Annotated in this window: 21 protein-coding genes; 13 read left to right on the forward strand and 8 right to left on the reverse strand. The window is 61.5% G+C overall.

Annotated features, from left to right (window positions below):
• The first annotated feature begins 406 nt into the window (after positions 1-406).
• Complete coding sequence (locus BJF91_RS13960; RefSeq protein ID WP_139310697.1) at positions 407-1,339, forward strand: endonuclease/exonuclease/phosphatase family protein; 933 nt, start codon at positions 407-409, stop codon at positions 1,337-1,339.
• Between the two features lie 14 nt (positions 1,340-1,353).
• On the opposite strand, the gene BJF91_RS13965 is transcribed toward BJF91_RS13960, so the two are convergent.
• Positions 1,354-3,231 carry an ABC transporter ATP-binding protein gene (locus BJF91_RS13965; RefSeq protein WP_075615080.1) on the reverse strand — a complete coding sequence of 626 codons (1,878 nt, stop codon included), beginning with the start codon at positions 3,229-3,231 and terminating at the stop codon, positions 1,354-1,356.
• A gap of 239 nt (positions 3,232-3,470) precedes the next feature.
• Between BJF91_RS13965 and BJF91_RS25500 the strand changes: the two genes are divergently transcribed.
• Entirely contained in the window at positions 3,471-5,168 is a 1,698-nt protein-coding gene (locus tag BJF91_RS25500) for a methyl-accepting chemotaxis protein (protein WP_075615081.1), read from the forward strand.
• A gap of 123 nt (positions 5,169-5,291) precedes the next feature.
• Here BJF91_RS25500 and aac(6') read toward each other — a convergent pair whose 3' ends face one another.
• A complete protein-coding gene (aac(6'), locus tag BJF91_RS13975) occupies positions 5,292-5,744 on the reverse strand; it encodes an aminoglycoside 6'-N-acetyltransferase (RefSeq protein ID WP_075615653.1) in 453 nt (150 codons plus the stop codon).
• A 99-nt stretch (positions 5,745-5,843) separates the two neighbouring features.
• Positions 5,844-7,706 carry an ABC transporter ATP-binding protein gene (locus BJF91_RS13980; protein WP_075615082.1) on the reverse strand — a complete coding sequence of 621 codons (1,863 nt, stop codon included), beginning with the start codon at positions 7,704-7,706 and terminating at the stop codon, positions 5,844-5,846.
• Positions 7,707-8,103: 397 nt separating this feature from the next.
• On the opposite strand from BJF91_RS13980, the gene BJF91_RS13985 reads away from it, so the two are divergent.
• Entirely contained in the window at positions 8,104-8,589 is a 486-nt protein-coding gene (locus tag BJF91_RS13985) for a tRNA (cytidine(34)-2'-O)-methyltransferase (RefSeq protein ID WP_184412694.1), read from the forward strand.
• Between the two features lie 284 nt (positions 8,590-8,873).
• On the forward strand, positions 8,874-10,499 hold the full coding sequence (locus tag BJF91_RS13990; protein WP_075615084.1) for a hypothetical protein: 1,626 nt from the start codon (positions 8,874-8,876) through the stop codon (positions 10,497-10,499).
• Between the two features lie 135 nt (positions 10,500-10,634).
• Here BJF91_RS13990 and BJF91_RS13995 read toward each other — a convergent pair whose 3' ends face one another.
• Both BJF91_RS13995 and BJF91_RS14000 read right to left on the reverse strand, forming a co-directional pair.
• Positions 10,635-11,594, reverse strand: coding sequence for a flagellin N-terminal helical domain-containing protein (locus BJF91_RS13995; RefSeq protein ID WP_075615085.1), 960 nt, complete (start codon positions 11,592-11,594; stop codon positions 10,635-10,637).
• 306 nt (positions 11,595-11,900) lie between these two features.
• Positions 11,901-12,182, reverse strand: a complete 282-nt coding sequence (locus tag BJF91_RS14000) for a hypothetical protein (RefSeq protein WP_075615086.1) — start codon at positions 12,180-12,182, stop codon at positions 11,901-11,903.
• A 154-nt stretch (positions 12,183-12,336) separates the two neighbouring features.
• Between BJF91_RS14000 and hemF the strand changes: the two genes are divergently transcribed.
• The 3 genes from hemF to BJF91_RS14015 all read left to right on the forward strand — a co-directional run bounded on the left by hemF (position 12,337) and on the right by BJF91_RS14015 (position 14,330).
• Positions 12,337-13,251 carry an oxygen-dependent coproporphyrinogen oxidase gene (gene hemF / locus BJF91_RS14005; protein WP_075615087.1) on the forward strand — a complete coding sequence of 305 codons (915 nt, stop codon included), beginning with the start codon at positions 12,337-12,339 and terminating at the stop codon, positions 13,249-13,251.
• A 241-nt stretch (positions 13,252-13,492) separates the two neighbouring features.
• On the forward strand, positions 13,493-13,771 hold the full coding sequence (locus tag BJF91_RS14010; RefSeq protein ID WP_083943310.1) for a hypothetical protein: 279 nt from the start codon (positions 13,493-13,495) through the stop codon (positions 13,769-13,771).
• 325 nt (positions 13,772-14,096) lie between these two features.
• The gene (locus BJF91_RS14015; RefSeq protein ID WP_075615088.1) at positions 14,097-14,330 is read left to right on the forward strand and encodes a DUF1059 domain-containing protein; all 234 of its coding nucleotides are present in this window, start codon (positions 14,097-14,099) and stop codon (positions 14,328-14,330) included.
• Positions 14,331-14,375: 45 nt separating this feature from the next.
• Here the strand turns inward: BJF91_RS14015 and BJF91_RS14020 are convergent, their stop codons facing one another.
• From BJF91_RS14020 to BJF91_RS14030, 3 genes are read right to left on the reverse strand one after another with little or no spacing between them, the layout of a single operon-like run.
• Positions 14,376-15,638: a CCA tRNA nucleotidyltransferase gene (locus tag BJF91_RS14020; protein ID WP_075615089.1), complete on the reverse strand. Its 1,263-nt coding sequence runs from the start codon at positions 15,636-15,638 to the stop codon at positions 14,376-14,378.
• Positions 15,635-16,288 carry a CoA pyrophosphatase gene (locus BJF91_RS14025; protein ID WP_075615090.1) on the reverse strand — a complete coding sequence of 218 codons (654 nt, stop codon included), beginning with the start codon at positions 16,286-16,288 and terminating at the stop codon, positions 15,635-15,637. The genes BJF91_RS14020 and BJF91_RS14025 overlap by 4 nt, the downstream gene beginning before the upstream one ends.
• Positions 16,281-16,907, reverse strand: coding sequence for a DUF1285 domain-containing protein (locus BJF91_RS14030; RefSeq protein WP_075615091.1), 627 nt, complete (start codon positions 16,905-16,907; stop codon positions 16,281-16,283). The genes BJF91_RS14025 and BJF91_RS14030 overlap by 8 nt, the downstream gene beginning before the upstream one ends.
• Positions 16,908-17,131: 224 nt before the next feature.
• Between BJF91_RS14030 and BJF91_RS14035 the strand changes: the two genes are divergently transcribed.
• From BJF91_RS14035 to BJF91_RS14060, 6 genes are read left to right on the forward strand one after another with little or no spacing between them, the layout of a single operon-like run.
• A complete protein-coding gene (locus BJF91_RS14035) occupies positions 17,132-18,145 on the forward strand; it encodes an AAA family ATPase (RefSeq protein WP_075615092.1) in 1,014 nt (337 codons plus the stop codon).
• A 30-nt stretch (positions 18,146-18,175) separates the two neighbouring features.
• Entirely contained in the window at positions 18,176-19,123 is a 948-nt protein-coding gene (locus BJF91_RS14040) for a DUF58 domain-containing protein (RefSeq protein WP_075615093.1), read from the forward strand.
• The gene (locus BJF91_RS14045; RefSeq protein WP_075615094.1) at positions 19,123-21,975 is read left to right on the forward strand and encodes a DUF4159 domain-containing protein; all 2,853 of its coding nucleotides are present in this window, start codon (positions 19,123-19,125) and stop codon (positions 21,973-21,975) included. The genes BJF91_RS14040 and BJF91_RS14045 overlap by 1 nt, the downstream gene beginning before the upstream one ends.
• Before the next feature lie 18 nt (positions 21,976-21,993).
• Positions 21,994-24,072: a hypothetical protein gene (locus tag BJF91_RS14050; RefSeq protein ID WP_075615095.1), complete on the forward strand. Its 2,079-nt coding sequence runs from the start codon at positions 21,994-21,996 to the stop codon at positions 24,070-24,072.
• Entirely contained in the window at positions 24,072-24,500 is a 429-nt protein-coding gene (locus BJF91_RS14055) for a GNAT family N-acetyltransferase (protein WP_075615096.1), read from the forward strand. Before BJF91_RS14050 ends, BJF91_RS14055 begins: the two co-directional genes overlap by 1 nt.
• Positions 24,501-24,529: 29 nt before the next feature.
• Positions 24,530-24,952: a GNAT family N-acetyltransferase gene (locus tag BJF91_RS14060; RefSeq protein WP_075615097.1), complete on the forward strand. Its 423-nt coding sequence runs from the start codon at positions 24,530-24,532 to the stop codon at positions 24,950-24,952.
• Positions 24,953-25,063: the final 111 nt, after the last annotated feature.

A 25,063-nucleotide genomic window follows, 5' to 3' on the forward strand; every position in this document is an offset into this window, starting at 1 on the left:
CAAAGCCCCTCAAACGAGCGGTCATACGGCAGCGGTCCCCCTGGCGGGAATCAAGGACGTCACAAATTCGCCATGGATTCTCCGCCTCCAAGACAATTTCTATGCGCGCCGGTGAAATCTGTCCAGTGTTCAACCGCATGGGAGGCAACATGTCGCGGAAAACTTTAGGAAAACCTGGGATAAAAATTCCCCTTTATTTGCAGGGATTTGCGCTTTATCAAATCAGATGTCTGTGCAAGAGCCGCAAATTTCGGGCTTTTCGCTGCCTACCGTAGTTGAAAAATGTCAAGTGTCCCGCGATGCACAAACGTGTGTTGCATTGCAAGATTTTCATCTCCATGGTGCGCCGATATTCGCCTCTTCCCCGGCATTTCCTGTCTGCAAAGGCAATAAGAAGATGAAATCGATGCTGCTGCATGTCCTGGCAACCCTTCTCGTTCTAGCGCTGGGCGTCTTTGCGCTGCGCTATACGACCCATTTCTGGGCGCCGGGCGTGATCTTCAGCCTGCAGCTGCATGCCGGAATTGCCATGGTGCTGGTGGCGCTGATCTGTCTTGCCCTGCGGCCCGGTGCCTTCACCATGGCGCTTCTGGCCGCCTGCCTTTTCATCGCCGGCCACGCCGTGTGGATGATCTGGGACAGCCTGCCGCTCTCGCCCGGCCCGGACGTCGCCCGTTTCCAGCCGTTGCGCGTCCTGTCCTTCAACGTGCTCGGCGACAATCTGGAAGGTGGCGGCGCGATTACCGATTACATCCTGCAATCAGGCGCCGATGTCGCCTATGTCATGGAAGCAGCCCCGGTCGCCCTGCATCTCGACCGGCTGGCCAAGACCTATCCCTACCGGATCGGCTGCGGCGAGCACACGCCGACCTGCGACCTGATGCTGCTGTCGAAATATCCGTTGGAAAATGTCTATGTCGGCAATCTCAGCGATCTCAGGCGCGACCGCTTTGCCACGGCCAAGATCCATGTCGGCGGCACGGCGCTGCATCTGGCCGCCGCCCATCTCAGCAAGCCCTATTTCGACGATTATCATAATGAGGAACTGCTCGAACTCGCCGATGCGCTCAACGATATCGACGGACCGCTGCTGCTCGCCGGCGATTTCAACGCCTCGACTCTGGCACAAGACATGCAGAAAATGCTTAAAGACACCGGCATGACCACAACAGGTTTCGAACCCGCCACCTGGCCTATCCTGGCCGGGCCGTTTGGCGTGCCGATCGATCATATCTATATCCGCAACCCGCTGATGGCAGCAAAGCTAAGCCGCATTCCCTCGAATTTCGGCTCAAACCATTATGGGCTGATGGCGGAACTGCTGCTGCCGAGGCCATGAGAAAGACGCGCATCCTACTCCGCCGCCCGGTCCAGCGCCTCGCCACCCAAAAATCCGCCCGATTGCCGCGCCCATAGCTCGGCATAGAGACCGCCCTGCTCCACCAGTTGCTCGTGGCTGCCCTCTTCGATGATCCGGCCCTGGTCGATCACCACAAGGCGGTCAAGGCTGGCGATGGTGGAAAGACGGTGGGCAATGGCGAGCACGGTCTTGCCGGCCATCAGCTGTTCGAGATTGGACTGGATTGCGGCTTCCACTTCCGAATCGAGCGCCGAGGTTGCCTCATCCAGCACCAGGATCGGCGCATTCTTCAGCATCACCCGGGCGATGGCGATGCGCTGGCGCTGGCCGCCGGAGAGTTTGACGCCGCGTTCGCCGACATGGGCGTCAAAGCCGGTGCGGCCCCGCAGGTCGACCAGCTTTTCGATAAAGGGCAGCGCCTCGGCCTGATCGGCGGCAGCGGCAAGCTCGGCTTCGCTCGCAGCATCACGGCCAAACAAGATATTGTCGCGGATCGAGCGGTGCAGCAGCGCCGTATCCTGGGTGACCATGCCGATCTGCGCGCGCAGGCTTTCCTGGGTGACGTCACGGATATCCTGGCCGTCGATGCGGATCGCACCGCCTTCGACGTCGTAAAAGCGCAGCAGCAGATTGACCAGCGTCGTCTTGCCGGCGCCGGAGCGCCCGACAATGCCAACCTTCTCGCCCGGCCGGATGGTCAGCGACAGATGGTCGATGGCGCCCTTTGGCTTGCCATAGTGAAAGGACACGTCCTCGAACCGGATTTCCGGGCCGGTAATCGTCAACCTGCCGGCGCCGGGCTTGTCGGTCAGCCCGATCGGCTGGGAGATCATCTCGGCGGCATTCTGGATGGTGCCAATGTTACGCATCATGCCGTTGAGCTGGGTCATCATCCGGTTCAGCAGCATGCTGAGCCGCAACACCAGACCCAGCGTAAACGCCATGCCGCCCGCCGTCATCGCGCCGGAAAACCAGCGATCGATGCAGACCGCGCCGATCATCAGGATCATCCCGCCCGACAGCAGCGCCAGCGAGGCGCGCACGCCTGTGATCAGCCGGGTAAACGGTGCCTGTGCCGCCTGGAACCGCTCGAAACCGGCGCGGATATAATGGTCGTTCTGGCGCTCGCGGGCGAAGAGCTTCAGGGTCTGCACATTGGCATAGCTGTCGACCAGCCGGCCCGACAGCGCCGAGGCGGCTTCGGCCGTATCGCGGGCATGGCGGCGGATGCGTGGCACGAAATAGCGGGCGAGAACCACAAACACCGCCACCCAGACCGCAATGATCGCCGCCAGCACCCAATCGAGATGCGCGAGCAGCGCCATGGTGGAGATGGTGTAGATCACCATGAACCAGGCGACCTGCAGCAGCGAGGTCAGGAGATCGCCGGTGGCCTGACCGCCGGACCAGACCTTGGTGACGATCCGGCCGGCAAAGTCATTGTGGAAGAAGCTGAGCGACTGGCGGCTGACATGGACATGGCTCTGCCAGCGCACCAAATTGAGGAAATTCAGCACGATGACCTGCTCTTCGACCAGCGCGCTCAGCGTAATCACCGCAAAACGCACGAAGATCACGACGGCGGCAATGCCGGCAAGCTCCAGACCGTGCTGGCCGAACAGGCCCTGCCAACCGGCCGACTTCGGCACGGTCTCGAGCAGGTCCACGAGACGTCCGACGAACCAGAACATGCTGGCCTCCATCACCGCCACTGCCCCGCCAAACAGCGCCATGGCCAGAAAGGCCGCCTTGGCCTGACGGACATAGAACCACACGAAGGCCATGGTCCCCGCTGGCGGGCGCAGATCGTTGCGCTCCGTAAACGGATCGACCCAGCGTTCGAACAGGCGGACAGTGGCGGCAATCAACATGGGCGGGACCTCGTCAAGCAAAGCCGCGGGAATGTAGACTCAAGGCTTCCGAGCCAAATTAGGGCCATTGCCAGCAGGCGCCAAGGCGCCCGCCGGCCGGCAGCGGTTATATTTGCGTGATCAGAGCCCACCAGCAGGCTCAAAGTCATACCGAATATATTCCTATTTATTGATATTAGACAATTTTAAATAACTCTTTGGTTGAATTACCCTTGAAAACTCAAGGATGGCTGTTTCCAATGACGTTCCGCAATTTCCTGCAGGCCAACAAGCTGGCCGAAGACCTCGATGCGATCTCGAAATCTCAGGCAATGATCTGGTTCTCGCCGGATGGCAGGGTGCTCGACGCCAATGACAATTTCTGCAAGGCTCTGTGTTATGCCCGTGACGAGATCATCGGCAAACATCACCGGATGTTTTGCGAGGACACAATCCGCAACTCGCCCTCCTATGAGACCTTCTGGAAGGAACTTGCCAGCGGCAAGTTTCAGCGCGGGCAGTTTCGCCGCCAGACCAAGGACCAGACCGACATCTGGATCGAAGCGAGCTACAATCCCGTTTTCCATAACGGAAAAGTCGTCCGCATCCTCAAGATTGCGACAGACATTACCAAGACACGGATTGCCGCCCTCGATGACGAAAACCGGATTCGCGCCATCGATCAATCCCAGGCCATCATCGAGTTCGAGCCGGATGGAACCGTGTTTCACGCCAACCAGAATTTCCTTGATGCGATGGGCTACACGTTCGCCGAGATAGAGGGCAAGCATCACAGGCTTTTCTGCGATCCCGACTATACGAAGACGGCGGACTACGACAATTTCTGGGTGAGGCTGCGCGCCGGCGAATTCATCGCCGACAACTTCGTTCGCTACGGCAAAGGCGGCAAGCGCGTGTGGATCCAGGCGGCCTATACGCCCGTGTTCAACTCCCGTGGCAAGGTCTACAAGGTCATCAAGGTCGCAACCGACATCACCTCCCGCATGGACGCCGTCGACCGCATCGGCGAGGCGATCAGCACGCTTGCAAATGGCGACCTGACTGTCGAAGTCACCGACAGGATCGACCCCGCGCTGATGAAGACGCGAGAGGATTTCAACGTGGCGGCCCGCTCGCTGGAGAGAACCGTCGCCGCCATCAAGCATTCGGCGGAATTGCTGGCCGACAACGCCAAGGTCATCGGCGCTGTCTCCGACGACATCGCCAAGAATGCCGAAAGCCAGGCAGCGTCTGTAGAAGAAACCGCTGCCGCATTGGATACTATCACCACGACAGTCAGGGACTCTGCCTCCCGCGCCGGCGAGGCCAGTCTGTTGGTCACAAAAACCCGCGAACATGCCAAGGTCTCGGGGCTGATCGTCAAGGATGCGACGGATGCGATGAATGAGATCGAGGGATCCTCGCGCGAAATCGCCAACATCATCGGCGTGATCGACGAGATCGCTTTCCAGACCAACCTTCTGGCGCTGAATGCCGGCGTCGAGGCAGCACGAGCAGGCGAAGCCGGCAAGGGTTTTGCCGTCGTCGCCCAGGAAGTGCGGGAACTCGCGCAACGATCGGCCGGAGCGGCCAAGCACATCAAGGATCTGATCACGGCGTCAAGCGCCTCGGTCCAGCGCGGTGTCGGCCTCGTCTTCAAGACCGGTTCAGCGCTCAACGAAATCTCCGAACAGGTCCAGGAAATCGATCACCATGTCCAGGCGATTTCCCAGGCAACGGGCGAACAGTTCCAGGGCATCAAGGAGATCAACGCCGCCGTCGGCGTCGTCGATCAAAGCACCCAACGCAATGCATCGACGGTCGAAGAGGCAAGTGCTGCCGCCCAGGAACTTGCCAGCGAGGCGGAGAAGCTCCGAGATCTCATCGGCGGATTCAAGGTGTCGGGGGCAAGAGGCCAAATGAGCGGCCACGGTGCGTCGTCAAGACGCGTGGCTTGATCGCTGGAGGCAGGTTCGACAGATTAGAGCGTGGGGCGGGACTGAACGACTTGTCTTGGCTCCTTTCCGGAGTGCCAAGCCAGAGCATTCAGTTCCGCCTTCGTCACTCCAGGGTTGAGCGCTCTACAGCGGCTTTTTGAAGAACACGACACGCTGTGTCTCTTCAAACCCTAAAGCCATGTGCAGCGCGTGGCTGGCGGAATTTTCAAGCGGCGCGTCGGAGCCAAATTCGACGCATCCGAGCGACTTTCCCCAACCGGCGACAGCATTGCATAGCAAGCGCGCGATGCCCTTTCGCCTATCCTCGGGCCGGACATAGATCCCTTCCAGAAATAGAACGGGCGAACTGCTGCAGCCATTGACATAATCGTGGCGCAAACTCGCCTCAGCGAACCCGACAACCTCCTTCACAGCATTTCGCGCGAGGAATGCGACGGCTTTCCCACTATCAGACAAAAATACCCGGCGAAGTTCAGCACGATGGTCCGCAAGGGAATGATGCGGCCATAGCGCAGCGCGAAGCTCTGCCCACGGGCCGATATCGTCCAAAGTCGCAACGTCTGTGAACGCTTCCATATGGCGGGCCCCTCCAGCACGAAGCATCGCATCGAAGCCGACGGATGAGCAGATTAGAACGGCATGCATGTCATGACATGACACGCATGCCGCCTATCGTCACTCCGCCGCGGTGTCCTGCACGTCCTCAACAACGTCGTCGGCCAGGAAGCCGCCGGATTGGCGGCTCCAGAGGTCGGCATAGACGCCGCCCTGGCTGGCGAGTTGGTGATGGGTGCCGGTCTCGATGATCCGGCCCTTGTCCAGCACCACCAGCCGGTCCATTTCCGTCAGCGTCGACAACCGGTGCGCGATGGCGATGACCGTCTTGCCCTCCATCAACGCAAACAGGCTTTCCTGGATGGCGGCCTCTACCTCTGAGTCAAGCGCCGAGGTCGCCTCGTCCAGCACCAGGATCGGCGCGTTCTTCAGGAACACCCGGGCGATGGCGATGCGCTGGCGCTGGCCGCCCGACAGCTTCACGCCGCGTTCGCCCACCTGCGCATCGAGCCCTGCCCGGCCCTGCATGTCGACCAGGGTCTCGATGAAGTCCCAGGCATTGGCGCGCTTGGCCGCCTCGATCACTTCGGCATCGCTGGCATCGGGCCGTCCATAGGCGATGTTGTCGCGGATCGAGCGATGCAGCAGCGAGGTATCCTGAGTGACCACCCCGATCAGGGAACGCAGGCTGTCCTGGGTGACGTTGGAAATATCCTGGCCATCGATGGTGATGCTGCCCTGTTCCACGTCATAAAAGCGCAGCAGCAGGTTCATCAGTGTCGTCTTGCCGGCACCGGAGCGCCCGACCAGGCCAACCTTTTCACCAGCCTTGATCGTCAGCGAGAAATCCTCGATCACGCCCTTGGCCTTGCCGTAGTGGAAGCGGACCTTGTCATAGACGATCTCGCCATGCGGTGCCGCCAGCGGCTTGGCATCGGCGCGGTCGGCGATGTCATGCGGCTTGGTCATCATGTCCATGCCGTCATAGACGGTGCCGATGTTCTCAAACAGTGCCGAGACTTCCCACATCACCCATTGCGACATGCTGTTGACCCGCATCGCGAGGCCGATGGCAATGGCAATGGCGCCGACCTCGATCGAAGCCGTCAGCCACAGCCAGACGGAGAGCGCGCCGATCGTAAAGATCACCACGCAATTGTTGAGATAGACCAGAACCTGGAACAGCGTGATCTTGCGCATCTGCGCATGCACGGTCTGCAGGAATTCGTCCATCGCGCCCCTGGCGTAATCCTCCTCACGCCTGGTGTGGGAGAACAGCTTGACGGTCGCGATATTGGTATAGCTGTCCACCACCCGGCCGGTCATCATCGAGCGGGCATCGGCCTGATTGGCGGCGATCTTGCGCAGCCGTGGCACATAATAGGAGACGATGGAGATATAGATGGCGAGCCAGACAAGCATCGGCACCAGCAGCCGCAGATCGGCTGACGCAATCACCACCAGCATCGAGATGAAATAGGTCCCGACATAGACGAAAACGTCGAGCACCTTAATGACCGTTTCGCGCACAGCAAGCGAGGTCTGCATAACCTTGGTGGAGACCCGGCCAGAAAACTCATTGGCGAAGAAGGTCATGGAGTGGTTGAGCAGGAAACGGTGCATCTGCCAGCGGGCGATCATCGGGAAATTGCCGAGCAGCGTCTGATGCACGATCATCGAATTGATCGTGGCGATACCCGGCAGGAAGATCAGCACCAACGCGCCCATGCCCGCCAGCCGCCAGCCCTGCTCCGACAGGAAGGTCCCACGGTTGGCATGCGACAGCCAGTTGACGATGTCTCCAAGAAACTGGAACAGCATGACCTCGCCGATGGCAATCATCATGACCAGCCCGGCCATCAGCGCCAGCCAGCCGGCCGCAGGCTTGGTATAATGCCAGATGAAGCGGAAAAGACCCTTGGGCGGCAGGCCAGGCGGCTCCGTCGGATAGGGGTCGAGGCGGCGTTCGAACCAGGTGAACATGGTCGGTCTCCATCGGGTATGCCGGGGAGCCGGCGCGGCGTCATCAAAGGCCGGCAGGCGAGATTCCGGAAAGGGCAGCCAGCCGCAGGGGCCGGCCGATTGGTGGCCAGACCGCGCGCGCCCTCAAAGGCGGGGCAAAAGCGCAACAGTCAGACCAGTGAAAAGATAAATGGGAAAACGTCGGGACGGTTCAACGCCTACGGCGCGAAAGCGCAAGGAGTCGGCACATCCAGTCGATATCAATCATGCGGGCCTCCCTGTCTCGAGTTAAGATAGAGAAGGTTTAAAGTCGCCGGCGGTGAATGGAAAGTCGCAATTGAGAGCATTTGCCGCTTTGACCGGCACCTGTTGCCCATCGACCACAGACAGGCCGCAGCAGACCGGCTATGGCCGTTCCATGACCATATCTATGACCGGCGCCCTCTCGACCATGCTCCGCATTGCCCTCTACCAACCGGATATTCCCGGCAATACCGGCACGATCCTCCGGCTGGCCGCCTGTCTCGGGCTCGGCGTCGACATCATAGAGCCGGCAGGCTTCATCCTGTCGGATCGCAACCTGAAACGATCAGGCATGGACTATCTCGCCTCGGTGACGATGGTCAGGCATGTCAACTGGACGCAGTTCGAAGCGTGGCGCGCAACGACCGGCCGCCGGCTGGTGCTGGCCTCCACCAAGGCGGCCATGCCCTATACGGATTTTTCCTTCCGCGACGACGATATCCTGCTGTTCGGCCGGGAAAGCGCCGGCGTGCCCGATGCCGTCCACGAGGGTGCCGATGCCCGCATCCTGATCCCGATGGTCGAGGGGCAGCGGTCCATCAATGTGGCGATGTCGGCGGCGATGATTGCTGGCGAAGCCCTGCGCCAAGTGAAAGCCTGAGTGTTCTAGGAAAAGTGGAACCCGGCTTCCATCCGAACGGAGCCCAAAAAAGGCTTGAGCGCATGCGCCACCGTAAAAACGTCACAGACGTAAACTAAATCCAACTTGGCTTTTCGCAAGGTCGGCAGCGCATCAATCCGCTATGACTGAGCATGGAGACCACAAGAAGTCGCTTGCTGGACTTCACAGCCTGGGCGTGAGTGATTAATAGTTAAAGTAATCATTGCTAATCGAAATGCACACCCATATGTTGCAATGCAGCAAAATTTCTGGGGAGACACTTCATGTTCGAGACGGCATTCACCTTCGGCTTGACCCAATTCGCCCGATCGCTGTCGCTACCGGAAAGGCTGCAACGCCGCCCCTTCCGCAATGCGGCGCTGGAGCTCTGGCGGCTGCGCAACACCAGCCTCGACGCACTTTATTATGACATCCGGGCGCTGACTTCGGACGAAGCCTTTTACATCAGCGGCGCGCTTGCGGCCGAAGGGCTGATCATGATCGTGCCGCCGACCGGCCAGGGCATGCTGACGCTGTGCGAAACCGTGGATGAATATCTGCTGCGCGGTGGCCGCCAGGTTCGGGTCATGGCCGTTGCCGGCATTGGCGGCTCGGCGGCCGGCTCCGCAGCCTTCGCCCGCAATGTCGCTGACGCGGTCGGCGCGCCCGTGGCCGCTGTCGTGTCCGGCTACGGCCTCGGCGATCTCGTGGCAGAAGCACTCGGCAGCAACTTCTTCTTTGGCCATCTCGGCTTCCTGCGCCGCAATTTCGAAATGATCGACGACATGGTGGGCCGCCCGCATTTCGGCGATTACACCCGGCGCCCAACGCTGCATGATGCACCCCGCCGCACCAGCCTCGACGCCGATACGGTGGAGGCGCTGCTCATGCACAACGAGCTGCGCTTCGATCTCGTCACCGGTCATTCCAAAGGCAACCTCATCGTCAACGAGGCACTCACCGCCATCGCCGAGGAAGCGCCAAGCCGCCTGGCGCAGTTGCGCGAACGCATGCGCGTCATCAGCTTCGGCACCCGCATCGCCTTGCCTGAGCCCCTCGCAGCACCGCTATCGGTCATGGGCGAGTTGGACTGGTACGGCGAAATGAACGCAAGAGGTCCCACCGCAAACACGATACGCGTGCCCCGCGCCGGCCATTCCACCAACACCTCCCTGCCGGGCGCGCTTAATGTCACCGCCCTCCTCACCCAGGTCCTGGCCGACCAGCCCGTGTCCGATCAGCCCGTATCCGATCAGCCGATGGCGAAGGCGCAGACGGGCGAAGCGGTTAAAAAGCCTGAACCGGAAACCGTGGCAAAGCCTGTAGAATTAAAGACGCCCGCCCCAAAACCTCTGAGCATCGTCAAGACCAAACCCACTGCACCCACTCCTGAACCGGTGATCGAGGCGAAGGCCGAAAAAGCCGCATCAGCTCCGGTCGAGACGAAAGCAGCCAACAAGCCTGCCCCCGTTACCCTAGCGGAACCCAAGACGGAGACCGTCACCGTCTCTGCTCCAGAGCCTGTGGTAATTGAGGCTGCAAAAGAGGCGCCGCCAGAGCCGGTAGCAAAGCAGGTAGTAAAGCCGGTACTCGAGGCCCCCGCCCCACGGGCAGCCACGAGCGACAAGAAGGACGTGCAAGCGCCGCAAGCCGGCGTAACCCCGGCCCCAGTCCAGGCCGAGGCGAAAGCCGATAAGCCCGCCGATCCGGCGCCCGTCGTCCCTGCTGCGGTTGACGCCGTTGCCGTCACCGAAACCGCTCTCCCTGCCCCGGCAGCGCAGGTTGCAGAAAGCCCGGCTGTGCCGCCCGTTATCGCCAAGCTGGCGACAACACCAAAGCAACCCGTGCAGAACCGCCCCGGCCCCAACCAACCCCGCAATGGCAGTCGCAAGCGGCCGCGCAAGCGCTGAACCCTTCATTCGCGGAGCAATTGAAAATACGCGGCCCCATGGCCTGCTTCCAAACAGAGGCATGCCTTGGGGCTCAATCGTAATGCAGGCGATTTACAGCGCCGTGGGTTTTATAAAAGGCGCGGCGTCGAAGCCTCACATGAACAACTGCGTCAGGCTCTTCTGCTGACTGTTGGCGATGTTCAGCCCCGAGATCCGCAGAGCGGCGCGGGCGCTTTCGACGGAGAGATTGGTTGAATCCTCCTCCGTGTCGGAGTTGGTTATGCGAGCCTGAGCCGTATTCGCGGTATTCTCAAGCGACTTCATCAGATCGGCACTTCCGGAAATACGATTTTGCGTGGCGCCGACGGCCGCACTCGCATCGACCATGCTCGAGATCATCGATTTCGTCGCGCCGATCATCGCATCGATCTGGGCGTTGGACGTGTCGTTGGAAATCATGATCTGCGCCGCGGTCGGGCTCGCCGGCGTCTTCGAGCCGACATCGAGCAGATAATAGTCGTTGGCGCTGCCATCCGATCCGACACTGAGATAGGAGCGGGTCAGGATACCGTCGGCCGCATCGTTCTGGCTGGTCAGCACGCTCTGCGCCGTATCGAAATTGGTCACCTCGACAGCCAGATTGCCTTGCGCATCGGAACCGACCGAGGCCACCATCGAGGTGACTTTCGGCGACTGGTTTTCGCCAAGCGCCAGCCAGTTCTGGCCGTTGAAGCTGGAGGATTGCGCCACGGTGGTCAGTTGCGCCTTCAGTTGATCGATATCGCCGTTGACCGCCTGCCGATCGGACCCAACGGCCTTGGCGCTGATCAGCTTTGCCTGAATATCCGAGACGAGATCCGTTGCCTGGTCGAGCCCGAGCGCTGCCGTATCGGCCACGGCCGCGGAAAGTGCTGTGGCATCGCCGGCACTCGACAGCGAAAGGCTGTCGGATTTCATCGTCGTGGCAATCGACCAATAGGCTGCATTGTCTGAGGCCTTGTCGACCGCCTTGCCGGTCGCAACGCGCGTCGTTGTCGTCTCAAGCGCCCGAGAGGAGCCGCTGAGCAGAGACAGGGCCGAAGCCGACGTGGAATTGATCGAGACGGAGTCCATGGGAGCCCTCCATTATAGATACAGACAGCGCGACAGACTTGACGCCATGCTTGCCCCGGGCACGGAAACGCGAACCCGCAGGCCAGCTTGGGCTGGCCTTTCGAAGAAGGCTTCCATGTTCACGGGATGCAGGCTCAACAAGCCCTAATTATGAGGAAAGTGTAAACGAATAGCCGTTTCCATCATCTTGCCGCGAACGCTATAAATTTAATGATCCAGCCATTATTCAGCGAAAAGATGTGGAGAAAAGACAAGTAGGTTGGTGCCATTATGAACGGCGGGAAACCTTAGGCATCCGACCGCATATCAGTCTGCCGAAGACAAGCGGCGCATGGTAAATTCGATCGCGTCGCCATCGAGTTGGCGCCAGCTTTCCACCTCAGTCCAATAGGCCGCTTTAGGATAGGTATCGAACCATTCGCGCGCCTTTTCGCGCGCCGCCTCGCGGTCGAGCCGGAAAGTTTCTCGCACGAAAGCACCGCTGCCAGACGGGGCCGTGTTGAGAGAGGCCTTATCCTGCCTGCGGCGGTGCCGGTCGATCTGTCGTTTCAGGCCGTCGAGCGGTGGTGGTGGAAGCTTTCCGGTCATGGAGGCAATCCTGTTTAAGACCTCAAGAATAGGTGAGACGCAGCAATTTTTCCAGTGCCCTACCGACTGTCGATGGCGCGATACGCTTGCCTCTGTTATGCCATCGCTTAAGGCCAATCTGCCGGCCAGCCCCAGACGTCCATAGGAAAAGTCCATGCAAAGACCCACCCTGCCCAAAGGTTTGCCCGAGGATATTGAGGGTAAGAAGGCCATGGCTCGCGCCTGGTTTGAAAGCCTGCGCGACCAGATCTGCCGCTCTTTCGAGGCGCTGGAGGACGAGCTGACCGGGCCACTGTCTGACCGGGAACCCGGCCGATTTGCGCCGAAAGACTGGCAGCGCGAGGAAGGGCTCGGCGGCGGCGGTCGCATGTCGATGATGACCGGACGCGTCTTCGAAAAGGTCGGCGTCCATACCTCGACAGTGCACGGCGAGTTCTCGCCAGAGTTCCGCAAGCAGATGCCGGGTGCCGAAGAAGACCCGCGCTTCTGGGCCTCGGGCATCTCGCTGATCGCCCACCCCTGCAATCCCCATGTGCCGGCTGTGCACATGAACACCCGCATGGTCGTCACGACAAGCCAGTGGTTCGGCGGCGGAGCCGACCTGACCCCGGTCCTCGACCGACGCCGCACCCAGGAAGATGCCGATACGCTGGCATTTCACGCGGCGATGGAAAGCGCCTGCACGGCTCATCCCGATGTCGCCGATTATCCGCACTATAAGGCCTGGTGCGAGGAATACTTCTTCCTGCCCCACCGCCAGGAGCCACGGGGTATCGGTGGCATTTTCTTCGATTGGCTGCATGCCGGTGAGAAGTTTGATCTCTGGGCAGCCAATTTTGCTTTCGTCCAGGAGGTGGGCCGCCGCTTCGCTGCCGTCTACCCTGATCTTGTACGCCGCAATTTCAACCAGGACTGGAGCGAGGCCGATCGCGAGGAACAACTGGTACGCCGTGGCCGCTACGTAGAATTCAACCTGCTCTACGACCGCGGCACGATTTTCGGCCTGAAAACCGGCGGCAATGTCGAATCGATTTTGTCGTCGATGCCACCGCTGGTGCGCTGGCCGTGAAAAGCCCATAGCACCTGTCTTCCCAGGCAGGCGCGCCACAGCGAAACGAAAAATTGCGCCGAAACGGCGCAAATCATCGTTAATTCCATATGATTCTAGGGGTCAAAAAGGTTCCCTAGGATCAATTCATATTTTCTTGATTAACAAAGACTGCATTACTCGCGTGTTAATTGATTTTTAACATTGGCATGTCGCGCACTCGTGCTATCCTGTCGTTCATGGAATGAGGAGGAGGATTGCAATGGCTAAGCACAGCATGACCAACCCCGCAGACCCGATCAGCCCGGACCACAGAGACCGGCTGATCGACACGGCCGAGTTGATCGACCGTATTGCCCACGACCTGAAGGCATCCAGTGATGCCAACCTGCCGCATTGCTACTTTGTCGAACAGGCAAAATTGCGGCTGGCCGGCTTGCATGGCCGTGAACACCGCGCAAATGACGCTTACAGGATGGTCAGCAAGACCGTCGTAAACGCGCCAAGCTCGGTTTTCTACGCCTGGGCTATGCCGGAATAGGAGCCCCGTTAGGGTACCATGGTTAGAAGGGGCGGCACCGCCCCTTCACTACCAGCGGATGGGCAGCGATTGCCGGCAGAGACCGGTCATCCAAAAAATACTGTCGCTTTCACTATATCCCAACATGCATGGCCGTTCTCGCTCCCGATCGGAACCCATCCTGTTTTTTGCTGTTAGACATCATGCTTCAAAGAAGCATTGACCTGAAACCGCCAAGGTCGGTTTCGGGGAAACTCGCGTCAAATCCCCGCGTCAGACCAAGTGACACGAGGACATTGAAACGCTCGTCGTTTTCCATTGGGACGCCACAGTGAGGGAGAAGATCATGAAACAGTTTGAATGCGGAAGTCTGGTCCCGGGTTGCGAATGGCATACGCGGGCCAATGAAGAGGCTGAAGTTGTGCACCGTGCTGTCGAGCATATGCGCATGGTGCACGGAGAAACCGTGATCCGCGAAAATATGGTGCATAACGTCCGCGCCCGCATCACCGATGTCGGTGGCGGACCGATGGACAGCAGCGCCGCTGCCGATATCCGCAAGGACGACCGCGCCGCCTGATTTATCCAACTGACGATACGGAATTGATAGGGCTATTTTGCCCTATCACGCCGGCCGATTGACGGCGTCCTGCAGCCGGGTGAGCAATTTCTCCCGGCTGAAGCTGAAATTGGCCTGCACCCAGGCATCCTCCAGTTCCCCCAGCAACCGTCCCACATCTGGTCCCGGCGAAATACCACTCGCAATCACGTCTGCGCCGGACAGTGGAAAGGTCGGCTTGTCAAAGGCCTTTGCCCGCTCGACAAGTTTCAGCCAGCGCGCTGCCGTCGCCATGGCGGACGTATCCTGCTCCGCCTTCACTCGCGCATTCGCCAGGGCCAATTTCAGCCGCGCCAGAATGCCCGCCTTGCCGTGGCGATAAATCAGCCGGTCGAGGGCAAGTTCCGACATGTCATCCTTGACCGCAGGAGCGCTCGCAAACAGCTGCAGGAAATCCGCCTCGGCCCGCGACAGTTTCAACCGCTCCGCCATCGCCTTCAGCCGCTCCGCATCGGTCGGCACGATAGCGGCGAGCCGCAGCATCGGGTCCGGCTTCCAACCGAGCGCCATTTCAGTGGCGATCAACCCGGGGATAGCGTCGATCCCCCATTTCTCGGTTTCCGGCAGGATGGCGGTGAGTACGCCGGCCTGACGCATCCAGAGCAGTGCCCGGCCCGGATCGGGCGCCAGCAGCACTTTCTTGGTTTCCGACCAGACCCGCTCCACTGAGAGCCGATGCAGCTCGTCGCGCGCGGCCGCCGAGGCGCGCAAACCTTCGGCGTCCGGCCGGCCGCGCCCGTACCAGGCGAAGAAACGGAAAAAGCGGAGGACCCTGAGATAATCCTCGGCAATCCGCTGCCTGGCGTCGCCGATGAAGCGCAGCGTACCGTTTTCGATATCCTTGAGGCCGCCAACGAGATCGATCACCTCGCCGGACGCATCAGCATAGAGAGCGTTGATGGTGAAATCCCGCCGCTCGGCATCCTCCTGCCAATCGGTGCCGAAGGCCACTTCGGCGTGGCGCCCGTCGGTCGTCACGTCACGGCGCAGCGTCGTGACCTCAAAAGGCTGCCCCTTCACGACCAGCGTCACAGTGCCATGGCCGATGCCTGTCGGCACCGCCTTGATGCCGGCGGCCTGCGCCCGTGCAGTCACCTCTGATGGAACCAGCGTCGTTGCCAGATCGATATCGCCGACCGGCTCGCCCATCAGGCTATTGCGCACCGCGCCGCCCACCACCCGCACCTCGCCGCCATCGGCATTCAGCAGGGCAAAGACCTCTGCTAGGCCCGCATCCTGAAACCAGGACTGATCCGCAACTGAGGTCATGCATAGAGCCTTTCATAGAGCGTGCGCAGAATGCCGGCGGTAATGCCCCAGATCTGGCGCTCACCATAGGGCATCACGTAGAAATGCCTGAGAATACCGTTCCAGACCTTGGCGTCGCGGCGATGGTTGTCAGGGTTCATCAGAAAGGACAGCGGCACGTCGAACACCTCGGCCACTTCATCCGGATTGATGGTCAGCTTGAAACCGGGCTGCACCACCGCCAGAACCGGCGTAATGCGAAAGCCAGTGCCGGCGAGATAATGTGGCAGCCGCCCGACCGGCTCGACGAAACGCGGATCAAGGCCGATTTCTTCTTGAGCCTCCCGCATCGCCGCAGCCTCGGGGCTGGCATCATCAGCATCTATGCCGCCACCGGGAAAGGCGATCTGGCCGGAATGCTTGCGCAATTTGACGGTACGCTGGGTGAGGATCACCCGCGTATTGGCGCCGTCATCAACCACAGGCACCAGCACGGCCGCATCCTTCAGCCGCATGCCCTCCAGCGTTGCCAGCATATCGGCATTGAGCACATGGTCGCCGTGTTCGCGCCAGGCGCTGTCGATCGGCCCGCCGGCCTGGCTTTGCGCCCGCCGGCGAAACTCTGCGGCGGTGTAGAGCGGCAAAGCAAGATCAGTGCCGCGGTCAGTCATTCAGCAATCCTTCCAGATCGGCGGCCGGCAGCACCGGGAAGCAAGCGCCACTGGCGCGGATCGCAAACATTGCTTCCCCGTCGATCTCGACCACCTCGCCCAGCGCCATCAAGTCATAAGTCACGGCCCGCGACACCAGCGCCTCCAGCCGACCGCGCACGGCAAGATAGGGTTTCAGCTGGCTCTGTTCGCCTTCAATTACAAAGCGCAGCGGATGCTCCGGCCCAGCCTCGATGACATCGCCGACATTGGTGCGAAAGGTCAGAACAGACACACCGTCCTTGTCCGCAACCGTCATTTCCACGGCCAAGAAATGCGCATCGGCCACCCGGATGCCGAGTTTTTCCACAGGCGTGACCAAATAGGTTTTCCCGTCCTCGTCCTTGCGCAGCACGGTCGAAAACAAGCGCACCAGCGGCGCTCGGCCGATTGGCGTCCCCATGTAAAACCATTGGCCGTCTGCCTTGATTTCCATGTCGATATCGCCGCAAAAGGCCGGATTCCAGCGCTCTACCGGCGGCAGGCCGGGCTTGCCGCCCGCCGTCTGCTCGGCCGCGCGGGCGATCATTGCAGCAAGATCCGCCGCATCACCTGACCGTCTGTCTTCGTCGCCTGCCATGTTTGCGCCCCGGTTTCAACCGTAAGAAGGAAGGACACGAGATAGTCATTTGAATGACGCTTGTCAGCCGCCCCGTGGAGAATAAGTTAGACAAATTGCGTCAACGCACGCATTGATCGATTCTCATTGATCCTTTTTCAGGCGCCTCTATCTTGCCTGGGAACAGCCCGAGCGGCGGCAGGACGATATAGCCGCATCAAGGGCAAGCAGCCAGGGAGACCGCCATGGGCATGATGAACAACACGGATAGCGGCCTCGACGACAAGGCCGTGGTCGCCATGGCGCAGCAGGCGCTGTCGGAAATCGCTGATGTGCGCGCAGAGGTTTCCAAGGTGATCTTCGGCCAGGAAAAGGTGGTGGAAAACACCCTGCTCGCCATTCTCTCCGGCGGTCATGCCCTGCTGGTCGGCGTGCCCGGTCTCGCCAAGACCAAGCTGGTGACGACACTCGGCACCGTTCTCGGCCTCGACGCCAACCGCATCCAGTTCACCCCCGACCTGATGCCCTCGGATATTCTCGGCACCGAGGTGATGGATCAGGACGAAAACGGCCGCCGCTCCTTCCGCTTCGTCAAAGGCCCGGTCTTTACCCAGTTGCTGATGGCCGACGAAATCAACCGCGCCAGCCCGCGCACCCAGTCGGCGCTGCTGCAATCCATGCAGGAATATCACATCACCATCGCCGGCCAGCACTATGATCTGCCTGCACCTTTCCACGTTCTTGCCACCCAGAACCCGCTGGAACAGGAAGGCACCTATCCGCTGCCGGAAGCCCAGCTCGACCGTTTCCTTCTGCAGGTCGATGTCGGCTATCCCGACCTTGCCGCCGAGCGGCAGATCCTGCTCGACACGACAGGCGTGCATGACAACCAGGCCGGCGCCGTGCTCGATGCGGGCAGGCTCTCCGATATCCAGAAGCTGATCCGTCAGATGCCGGTGCCAGACAGCGTCGTCGACGCCATCCTGTCGCTGGTACGCGCCGCCCGTCCAGGCCAGGGCCACGCCGAGACCGACAAGCATGTCGCCTGGGGCCCCGGCCCGCGCGCCGGTCAGGCGCTGATGCTCTGCGCCCGCGCCCGTGCCCTTTACGAAGGCCGGCTGGCGCCGTCGATCGATGATGTGCATGCGCTGGCAGAACCCGTGTTGCAACACCGCATGGCGCTGACCTTTGCGGCCCGCGCCGAAGGCATGGCAGTGCGCGACGTGATTGCCGGCCTGATCAAGCAGAACCGGCATTAATCCCGATCGATTAACGGAGACATCAGCGTTTTGGTTGCATTCCAGCAGGCAGTTCAGGGACGGATCGTCGACAAGACGGAGACCGGCGACGCCTTGGCGCGTGCCCGTCAGCGCGCCGCCCTGATCCCCGACTGCATGGTGGAGGCTAAACGCATCGCCAATACCGTGATTGCCGGCTGGCATGGACGGCGCAAACGCGGCATGGGTGAGAATTTCTGGCAGTTCCGCCCCTATGCCGAAGGCGAAAGCCTGGCAGGGATCGACTGGCGCCGCTCGGCCCGCGACGATCATCTCTATATCCGCGACCGCGAATGGGAAGCGGCCCACACCATCTGGCTCTGGGCTGATCTGTCGCCCTCCATGCTCTATAAGTCGCGCTTCGGCTCGGTCTCTAAGGAAAGCCGTGCCCTCGTGCTGATGCTGGCACTGGCCGAAGTGCTGGCCCGCTCCGGCGAGCGCATCGGCTGCCCCGGCGTGATGGAGCCGATTGCGGCGCGCAATGCCGCCGAACGGCTGGCGACGGCACTGATCCATGCGCCCGAAACCACAGGCCTTCCAGATGCCGGCTTTCCGCGCACCGACATGATCCGCAATGCCAGCGATATCGTGCTGATCGGCGACTTCCTCGATGAGGCCGAGACGATCATGGCCGGCATCGCGCCGCTGGCCCGGCGCGGGCTGCGCGGCCACGTGGTCGAGATCGCCGATCCCGCAGAACAGGATTTCCCCTATGCCGGCCGCACCGAATTCATTGATCCCGAGAGTGGCGAAAAGCTGGTGTCCGGCCGGGCGGAAAGCATCCGTGACGATTATCGCCGCGCCTATTTCCTGCGCCGTGACGCCTTGAGCGACAACCTGCGCCGGCTGGGCTGGAGCTTTACCCCGCATCTCACCGACCGGCTGGCGTCCGAGGCACTGGTTAAGCTGCACATGCATCTGTCAGGCGCCCCGCAACTCGGCAAAGGCGGAGGTGCGTGATGGGTGGTTTTCCGCTGGCCTTTATGAGCCCTGCCCTGCTTGGCGCACTCGTCGTGCTGCCGGCCATCTGGTTCCTGCTGAAACTGACGCCGCCGCGCCCGCAGACGGAAGTGTTTCCGCCGTTGCGGATTCTGGCGCGCGTCTTGAAGCGCGAGGAGACGCCGGCTCGAAGCCCCTGGTGGCTGACATTGCTGCGCATGGCGATGGCTGTCCTGGTTATCTTTGCGCTCGCCGAACCCGTGCTCAACCCACGCGGCGCATCCGTATCCGGCGATGGGCCGCTGGTGCTCGTCATCGACAACAGCTGGGCCAGCGTCATCGATTGGCAGGAGCGCCTCGACACCGCCAACGGGCTGATCGATGAAGCCGAGAGCCGCAATGTGCCGGTCTCGCTGGTGCTGACCGCCGAGCCAAGCCAGGATGCAACGCCATCAAGCGCCGCTGCCGCCCGCGAAAAACTCAGCGCAGCCAAGCCGAGGCCGCTGGTGCCGGATCGTGGACGCGCGCTCGCAGCACTTTCCGCCGCATTGAAAGGCACCCGTCCCGGCACCCTCGCCTTTCTCAGCGACGGGATGGCGGCAAAGCCCGATGAAGGCCTGGCCGCAAGCCTCTCGGCGCTTGCCCCCGGTGAAATCAGGCTGATTGCCGATGACAGCAGCGACACGCTGGCACTGACCGAGGCGACCAACAATGCCGACCAGCTGATTGCCAAGGTCACCCGGCTTGCGGCAGGCGGGCCGCAGCAAGTGATCGTCGATGCGCAGGACCAGCAGGGCCGGCCGATTGCCTCTGGCACCGCAACCTTTGCGCCCGGCGAAACCGTGGCGAAAGCAGAGATCGCCGCGCCTTTCGAGCTGCGCAACGATTTTGCGCGGTTGAGCCTGTCAGGCCTTGCCAGTGCCGGCGCCGTTCATCTGCTCGATGACGGTTTTCGTCGCCGCAAGGTGGCGCTGATCTCCGGCGATGCCAATGACGAATTCCAGCCGCTGCTGTCGCCGCTCTATTACATCCAGCGGGCGCTGCAGCCCTATGCCGACCTGATCAAGTCCAACGACAAGGATCTGGCGACCGCAATTCCCGATCTGCTGCAGCAAAATCCTTCGGCCGTGATCATGGCTGATATCGGCCGGTTGCCGCCTGAAATGCAGCAGCAATTGCAGCGCTTCGTCCAGCGTGGCGGCACGCTGATCCGCTTTGCCGGCCCGCGTCTGGCCGCAGCCCCCGGCGACGATCCGCTGGTGCCGGTGACGCTGCGCCAGGGCGAACGGGCGCTCGGTGGCGCGCTCTCCTGGTCCGAGCCGCAGCCCTTGGCACCCTTTGCGCCAACAAGTCCCTTTGCCGGGCTCGATCCGCCCGACGGCGTGCTGGTCAAGCGCCAGGTCCTGGCCGAACCGACACCCGACCTCGCCAGCCGCACCTGGGCTAGCCTTGCCGATGGCACGCCGCTGGTGACCGCTCGCGATATCGGCGCTGGCCGCATCGTGCTCTTCCATGTCAGCGCCGAGGCCAGCTGGTCCAACCTGCCAATCTCGGGCGAATTCGTGGAAATGCTGCGCAGGGTCGTGCAGATGGCGCATACAGCAGGTGCGACAACAGCCGGCGCAGCAACGGGCAGCAATGCCACAGCCGCCGCCCCGAGCCTGCCGCCCTACCGGCTGCTGACCGATCGCGGCGCGCTGACGGCAGAAGCCGGCAATGCCAAGCCGCTGGAACTTGGCCCCAAACGGCCTGCCGCCGCGAGCTTCGACAACCCGCCCGGCCTCTATGGCTCGGAAGACGGCTTCACTGCCCTTAACCTGCTGCCCTCTGGCGCGGAACTGAAGCCGCTCGATCTGACCGGCCTCACCCTGCCGGTGGTGCGTGAGCCGCTGGCCGGCGCAACGGCAACACCGCTGAAGCCTTCGCTTCTGGCACTGGCGCTGGCCTTGTTCGTCATCGACAGCCTCGTCGTGCTGCTCATGGGCGGCGCCTTTGCCGGCTTAGGCAAGCTACGGACGCCGAAAGGTGCCGGCACTGCGGTGATCCTGGCAGCCATGCTCGGCGCAGCCCTGACCACCGCGCTGCCGCATCCCGCGCTGGCCGATGACAGCAAGCCCGGCGACGATATCCTGCTGCAAAGGCTGGACACCACCCATCTCGCCTATGTGAAGACCGGCGAGGCCGATGTCGACCGGCTGTCGGAACGCGGTCTCGCGGGTCTCACCGAGTTTCTGACCTATCGCACCACGCTGGAGCCCGGCGCGCCCGTCGGAGTCGATATCGCCAAGGACGAGCTGTCGATCTTTCCGATCATCTTCTGGCCGATTTCGGCAACGGCGCCGATGCCGAGCGCCGAGGCAATCAGCCGGATCGACGCCTATATGCGCGCCGGCGGCACCGTGCTGTTCGACACCCGCGACCAATTGAACAGTCTCGGCAATGGCGAGGCCGGCGTCAGCGCCAATGGCGAGCGACTGCGCCAGATCCTTGCCAATATCGACATTCCGCCGCTGGAGCCGGTGCCGAAGGACCATGTGATCAACCGGTCCTTCTATCTGCTGCACACCTATCCCGGTCGCTATGCCGGCAGCCCGCTTTGGGTAGAAGCGCGCCAGGAGGCCCGCGCCAGCCAGAACGGCCTGACCTCGGGCGGCGATGGCGTGACGCCGATCATTATTACAGGCAATGATTTCCTCTCCGCCTGGGCGGTTGACGACAATGGCGTGCCGCTGCTGCCAACAGTGCCGCCGGACGAAAACCAGCGGGAAATCTCATACCGCGTCGGGGTCAATATCATGATGTATATGCTGACCGGCAATTACAAAGCCGATCAGGTGCATGTGCCGGCCCTGCTGGAACGGTTGGGACAATGAGATGGGCGTGATCCTGAGATGAGCCTTTCCTTCTCCCCCTTCCTGCCGATCTGGGCGTTGATCGCTGTCGCCGTGCTGGCGCTTGTTGTGGCGGCCATCGGCTTTCGCCGTGGCATGCGCGGCACCACCATCCGGCTGATCGCCTTTGCAGCGCTGATTGCCGCCCTTGCCAATCCGCAGCTGCTCTCCGAAGACCGGGACAAGCTCTCGACCGTCGTGCCTGTTATCGTCGACCGCAGCCAGAGCCAGACCGATATTGCCAGCCGCAATGCCATGACCGACAAGGCGCTGGCGGCTGTCAAGGACAAGCTCTCGCGTTTCCCGGATATCGAGCCGCGCATTGTCGAAGCCAAGACGCCTGAGAATGCCGACACACCGTCGACTCGGCTGTTCGAAGCGCTGAATTCGGCGGTCTCGGACGTGCCGCCGGCCCGGATCGGGGCCGCGATCTTCATAACCGATGGCCAGGTGCATGACGTGCCAGCGAATCCGAAATCGCTCGGCCTCGACGCACCGGTCCACGCACTTCTGACCGGCAAGGCGGGCGAAGTCGACCGGCGCATCGAAGTGGTGCGCGCACCGCGCTTCGGCATTGTCGGCCAGGGCCAGGACATGTCGATCCGGGTGATCGACGAAGGACGAAAGAGCGGCACGACTGCGGCCCCGGCAACCGTGACCGTCAAGATCAATGGCCAGGATGGCGGCTCCTTCCAGGCCGTGCCCGGCGCCGAAACGCCCTATTCATTCGCGGTGCCACGCGCCGGCAGCAATGTGCTGGAATTTTCCGTCTCCGGCCTGCCCGGCGAAGTCACCGAGATCAATAACAAGACCGTGCATCTGATCGACGGCATCAGGCAGAACCTGCGGGTACTGCTGGTGTCGGGCGAGCCTCATGCCGGCGAACGCGCCTGGCGGAACCTGTTGAAATCGGATGCTTCGGTCGATCTGGTGCATTTCACCATTCTGCGGCCACCGGAAAAGCAGGACGGCACGCCGATCAACGAATTGTCGCTGATCGCCTTTCCAACGCGGGAATTGTTCGTCGAGAAGATCAACGATTTCGACCTGATCATCTTCGACCGCTACCAGCATCGCGGCGTGCTGCCGATCCTCTACTATGACTATATCGCCGAATATGTGCGCAAGGGTGGCGCGCTGCTGATTGCCGCCGGCCCCGAACATGCCGGCGAGGACTCGATCGCGACGACTCCGCTCGCCTCGGTGCTACCAGCAGCGCCCACCGGCAATATGCTGGACGGCGCTTTCTACCCGCGCCTGTCTGACATCGGCAAGAAGCACCCCGTCACCCGCGACCTCGAGGGCGCCAACGCCGAGCCGCCGCATTGGGGCCGCTGGTTCCGCACGGTCGATGTCGATCCGCCCCAGGGCGAAACGGTTATGACCGCCAACGGCAAGCCGCTCCTGGTGCTGAACCGCGCCGGCGAAGGCCGGGTTGCCATGCTGCTGTCTGACCAGGGCTGGCTCTGGGCGCGCGGCTTTGAAGGCGGCGGCCCGCATGTGGCGCTCTATCGCCGCATCGCCCATTGGTTGATGAAGGAACCGGAACTGGAAGAGGAAGCGCTGACCGCCCGCGCCAGTGGCCGGCTGCTGACCGTAACCCGCCAGACCATCGGCGGCGATCCCGGCCCTGCAACCCTCACCGGCCCGTCAGGCAAGAGCCAGCAACTGCCGCTGACCGAAACCGAGCCGGGCCGCTACACGGCGGAACGCCGGTTGAGCGAAACCGGCCTGTTCACAGTCGCCATCGGCACCTTCTCCACCCTCGTCCATATCGGCGCTCTGGACGCGCCGGAGTTCAAGGCGATGATCTCGACGCCCGTCCTGATGCAGCCGGTCGTCGACGCCACCCACGGGTTGATCAAGCGGCTGGACGATGGCCAGGGCGGCGTTACCGTGCCTGACATTCTCCCGGTCAGCGGCCCCGTGCGCAGCAACGACAACCAGCGCATGGCCATCCGCATGACCAGCGAAACCCTGCTGAAGGGCGTCGACACCATGCCGCTGTTTGCCGGCTTCAGCGGCCTCGCCCTGCTGCTGTTTGCGGTCTCGGCCATGTGGTGGCGCGAGGGACGGTGATGGACGTGCCGGCCGTCTTTCAGGTTCTGGATGAGGTCCCGCCTGATGTGAAGAGCCTGATCTCAGGCCGGCTGACCGCATATAACAACGCCATGTTTGGCAGCACCGGCGGGCATAAAGGCTTGTTCATTCCGCTTGAAGACCAGCATGGTCAGGTCGAGGGCGGATTGAGCGGCCGCACGGCTAGAGGCTGGCTGGATATCGATATTCTCTTCATCCCAGAACCGTTGCGCGGCAAAGGCCTTGTCGGAAAGTTGCTGGCTCTGGCAGAAGAAGAGGCCCGCAGACGCGGCTGCAAGGGCGCCCATATCCAGACAGCCAATCCCGCCGCCACAACGGCCTACCAAAAATACGGCTATGAGATTTTCGGGACAATCGATCATTTTATCGATGATTTCGCTCTCACAATGATGATGAAGCGCTTTTAAAGATATCGACAGGTTAGCGGAGAACCGTGATGGAAAAACTCGAGGTCTTCGACGACATCTCCGAAGAGAACGAGGCTTTCATCGATCGCGTCTTGAGCGATTACCATGATGAGATGCTCGGCGGTCCCGCCAACCTGCAAAAGCTCTTCGTCCCCCTCCATGATGCCGAGGGAAAGCTGGAAGGCGGGCTGTTTGGCCGCACTGGACGGCAATGGTTGTTTATCGCCATGCTGTTCGTGCCGGAACATCGGCGTGGTCACGGCTTGGCCGGCCAGTTGCTGGCCGCAGCGGAAGAAGAAGCCCGCAGACGTGGCTGCAAGGCTGTCTATCTCGATACAATCAATCCCGCTGCCCGCCGCGTCTATCAGCGGCACGGCTATGCCGTCGTCGGCAGCCTTGAGGAGTTCGTTGAGGGATACAGCGTCACCTGGATGCGCAAAGACCTGCCCTGATCTGTATCATCCTGCATTGTTTGTATGCACTTTGTCCCGTCGAACGGTAGACGCAGGATTTTTCTGAGTTGAAATTCTGCAAGAACTTGACACGTCAAATGTTTCGTGTCG

Source organism: Gillisella taibaishanensis, assembly GCF_001938985.1.
Lineage (GTDB): Bacteria > Pseudomonadota > Alphaproteobacteria > Rhizobiales > Rhizobiaceae > Allorhizobium > Allorhizobium taibaishanense.

Excerpts from the sequence above, each read along its gene's own strand:
- BJF91_RS13960 (WP_139310697.1), top strand. The coding sequence starts at position 407 with ATGCTGCTGCATGTCCTGGCAACCCTTCTCGTTCTAGCGCTGGGCGTC.
- BJF91_RS13965 (WP_075615080.1), bottom strand. The coding sequence starts at position 3,231 with ATGTTGATTGCCGCCACTGTCCGCCTGTTCGAACGCTGGGTCGATCCG.
- BJF91_RS25500 (WP_075615081.1), top strand. The coding sequence starts at position 3,471 with ATGACGTTCCGCAATTTCCTGCAGGCCAACAAGCTGGCCGAAGACCTC.
- BJF91_RS13980 (WP_075615082.1), bottom strand. The coding sequence starts at position 7,706 with ATGTTCACCTGGTTCGAACGCCGCCTCGACCCCTATCCGACGGAGCCG.
- BJF91_RS13985 (WP_184412694.1), top strand. The coding sequence starts at position 8,104 with ATGACCATATCTATGACCGGCGCCCTCTCGACCATGCTCCGCATTGCC.
- BJF91_RS13990 (WP_075615084.1), top strand. The coding sequence starts at position 8,874 with ATGTTCGAGACGGCATTCACCTTCGGCTTGACCCAATTCGCCCGATCG.
- BJF91_RS13995 (WP_075615085.1), bottom strand. The coding sequence starts at position 11,594 with ATGGACTCCGTCTCGATCAATTCCACGTCGGCTTCGGCCCTGTCTCTG.
- BJF91_RS14000 (WP_075615086.1), bottom strand. The coding sequence starts at position 12,182 with ATGACCGGAAAGCTTCCACCACCACCGCTCGACGGCCTGAAACGACAG.
- hemF (WP_075615087.1), top strand. The coding sequence starts at position 12,337 with ATGCAAAGACCCACCCTGCCCAAAGGTTTGCCCGAGGATATTGAGGGT.
- BJF91_RS14010 (WP_083943310.1), top strand. The coding sequence starts at position 13,493 with ATGGCTAAGCACAGCATGACCAACCCCGCAGACCCGATCAGCCCGGAC.
- BJF91_RS14015 (WP_075615088.1), top strand. The coding sequence starts at position 14,097 with ATGAAACAGTTTGAATGCGGAAGTCTGGTCCCGGGTTGCGAATGGCAT.
- BJF91_RS14020 (WP_075615089.1), bottom strand. The coding sequence starts at position 15,638 with ATGACCTCAGTTGCGGATCAGTCCTGGTTTCAGGATGCGGGCCTAGCA.
- BJF91_RS14025 (WP_075615090.1), bottom strand. The coding sequence starts at position 16,288 with ATGACTGACCGCGGCACTGATCTTGCTTTGCCGCTCTACACCGCCGCA.
- BJF91_RS14030 (WP_075615091.1), bottom strand. The coding sequence starts at position 16,907 with ATGGCAGGCGACGAAGACAGACGGTCAGGTGATGCGGCGGATCTTGCT.
- BJF91_RS14035 (WP_075615092.1), top strand. The coding sequence starts at position 17,132 with ATGGGCATGATGAACAACACGGATAGCGGCCTCGACGACAAGGCCGTG.
- BJF91_RS14045 (WP_075615094.1), top strand. The coding sequence starts at position 19,123 with ATGGGTGGTTTTCCGCTGGCCTTTATGAGCCCTGCCCTGCTTGGCGCA.
- BJF91_RS14050 (WP_075615095.1), top strand. The coding sequence starts at position 21,994 with ATGAGCCTTTCCTTCTCCCCCTTCCTGCCGATCTGGGCGTTGATCGCT.
- BJF91_RS14055 (WP_075615096.1), top strand. The coding sequence starts at position 24,072 with ATGGACGTGCCGGCCGTCTTTCAGGTTCTGGATGAGGTCCCGCCTGAT.
- BJF91_RS14060 (WP_075615097.1), top strand. The coding sequence starts at position 24,530 with ATGGAAAAACTCGAGGTCTTCGACGACATCTCCGAAGAGAACGAGGCT.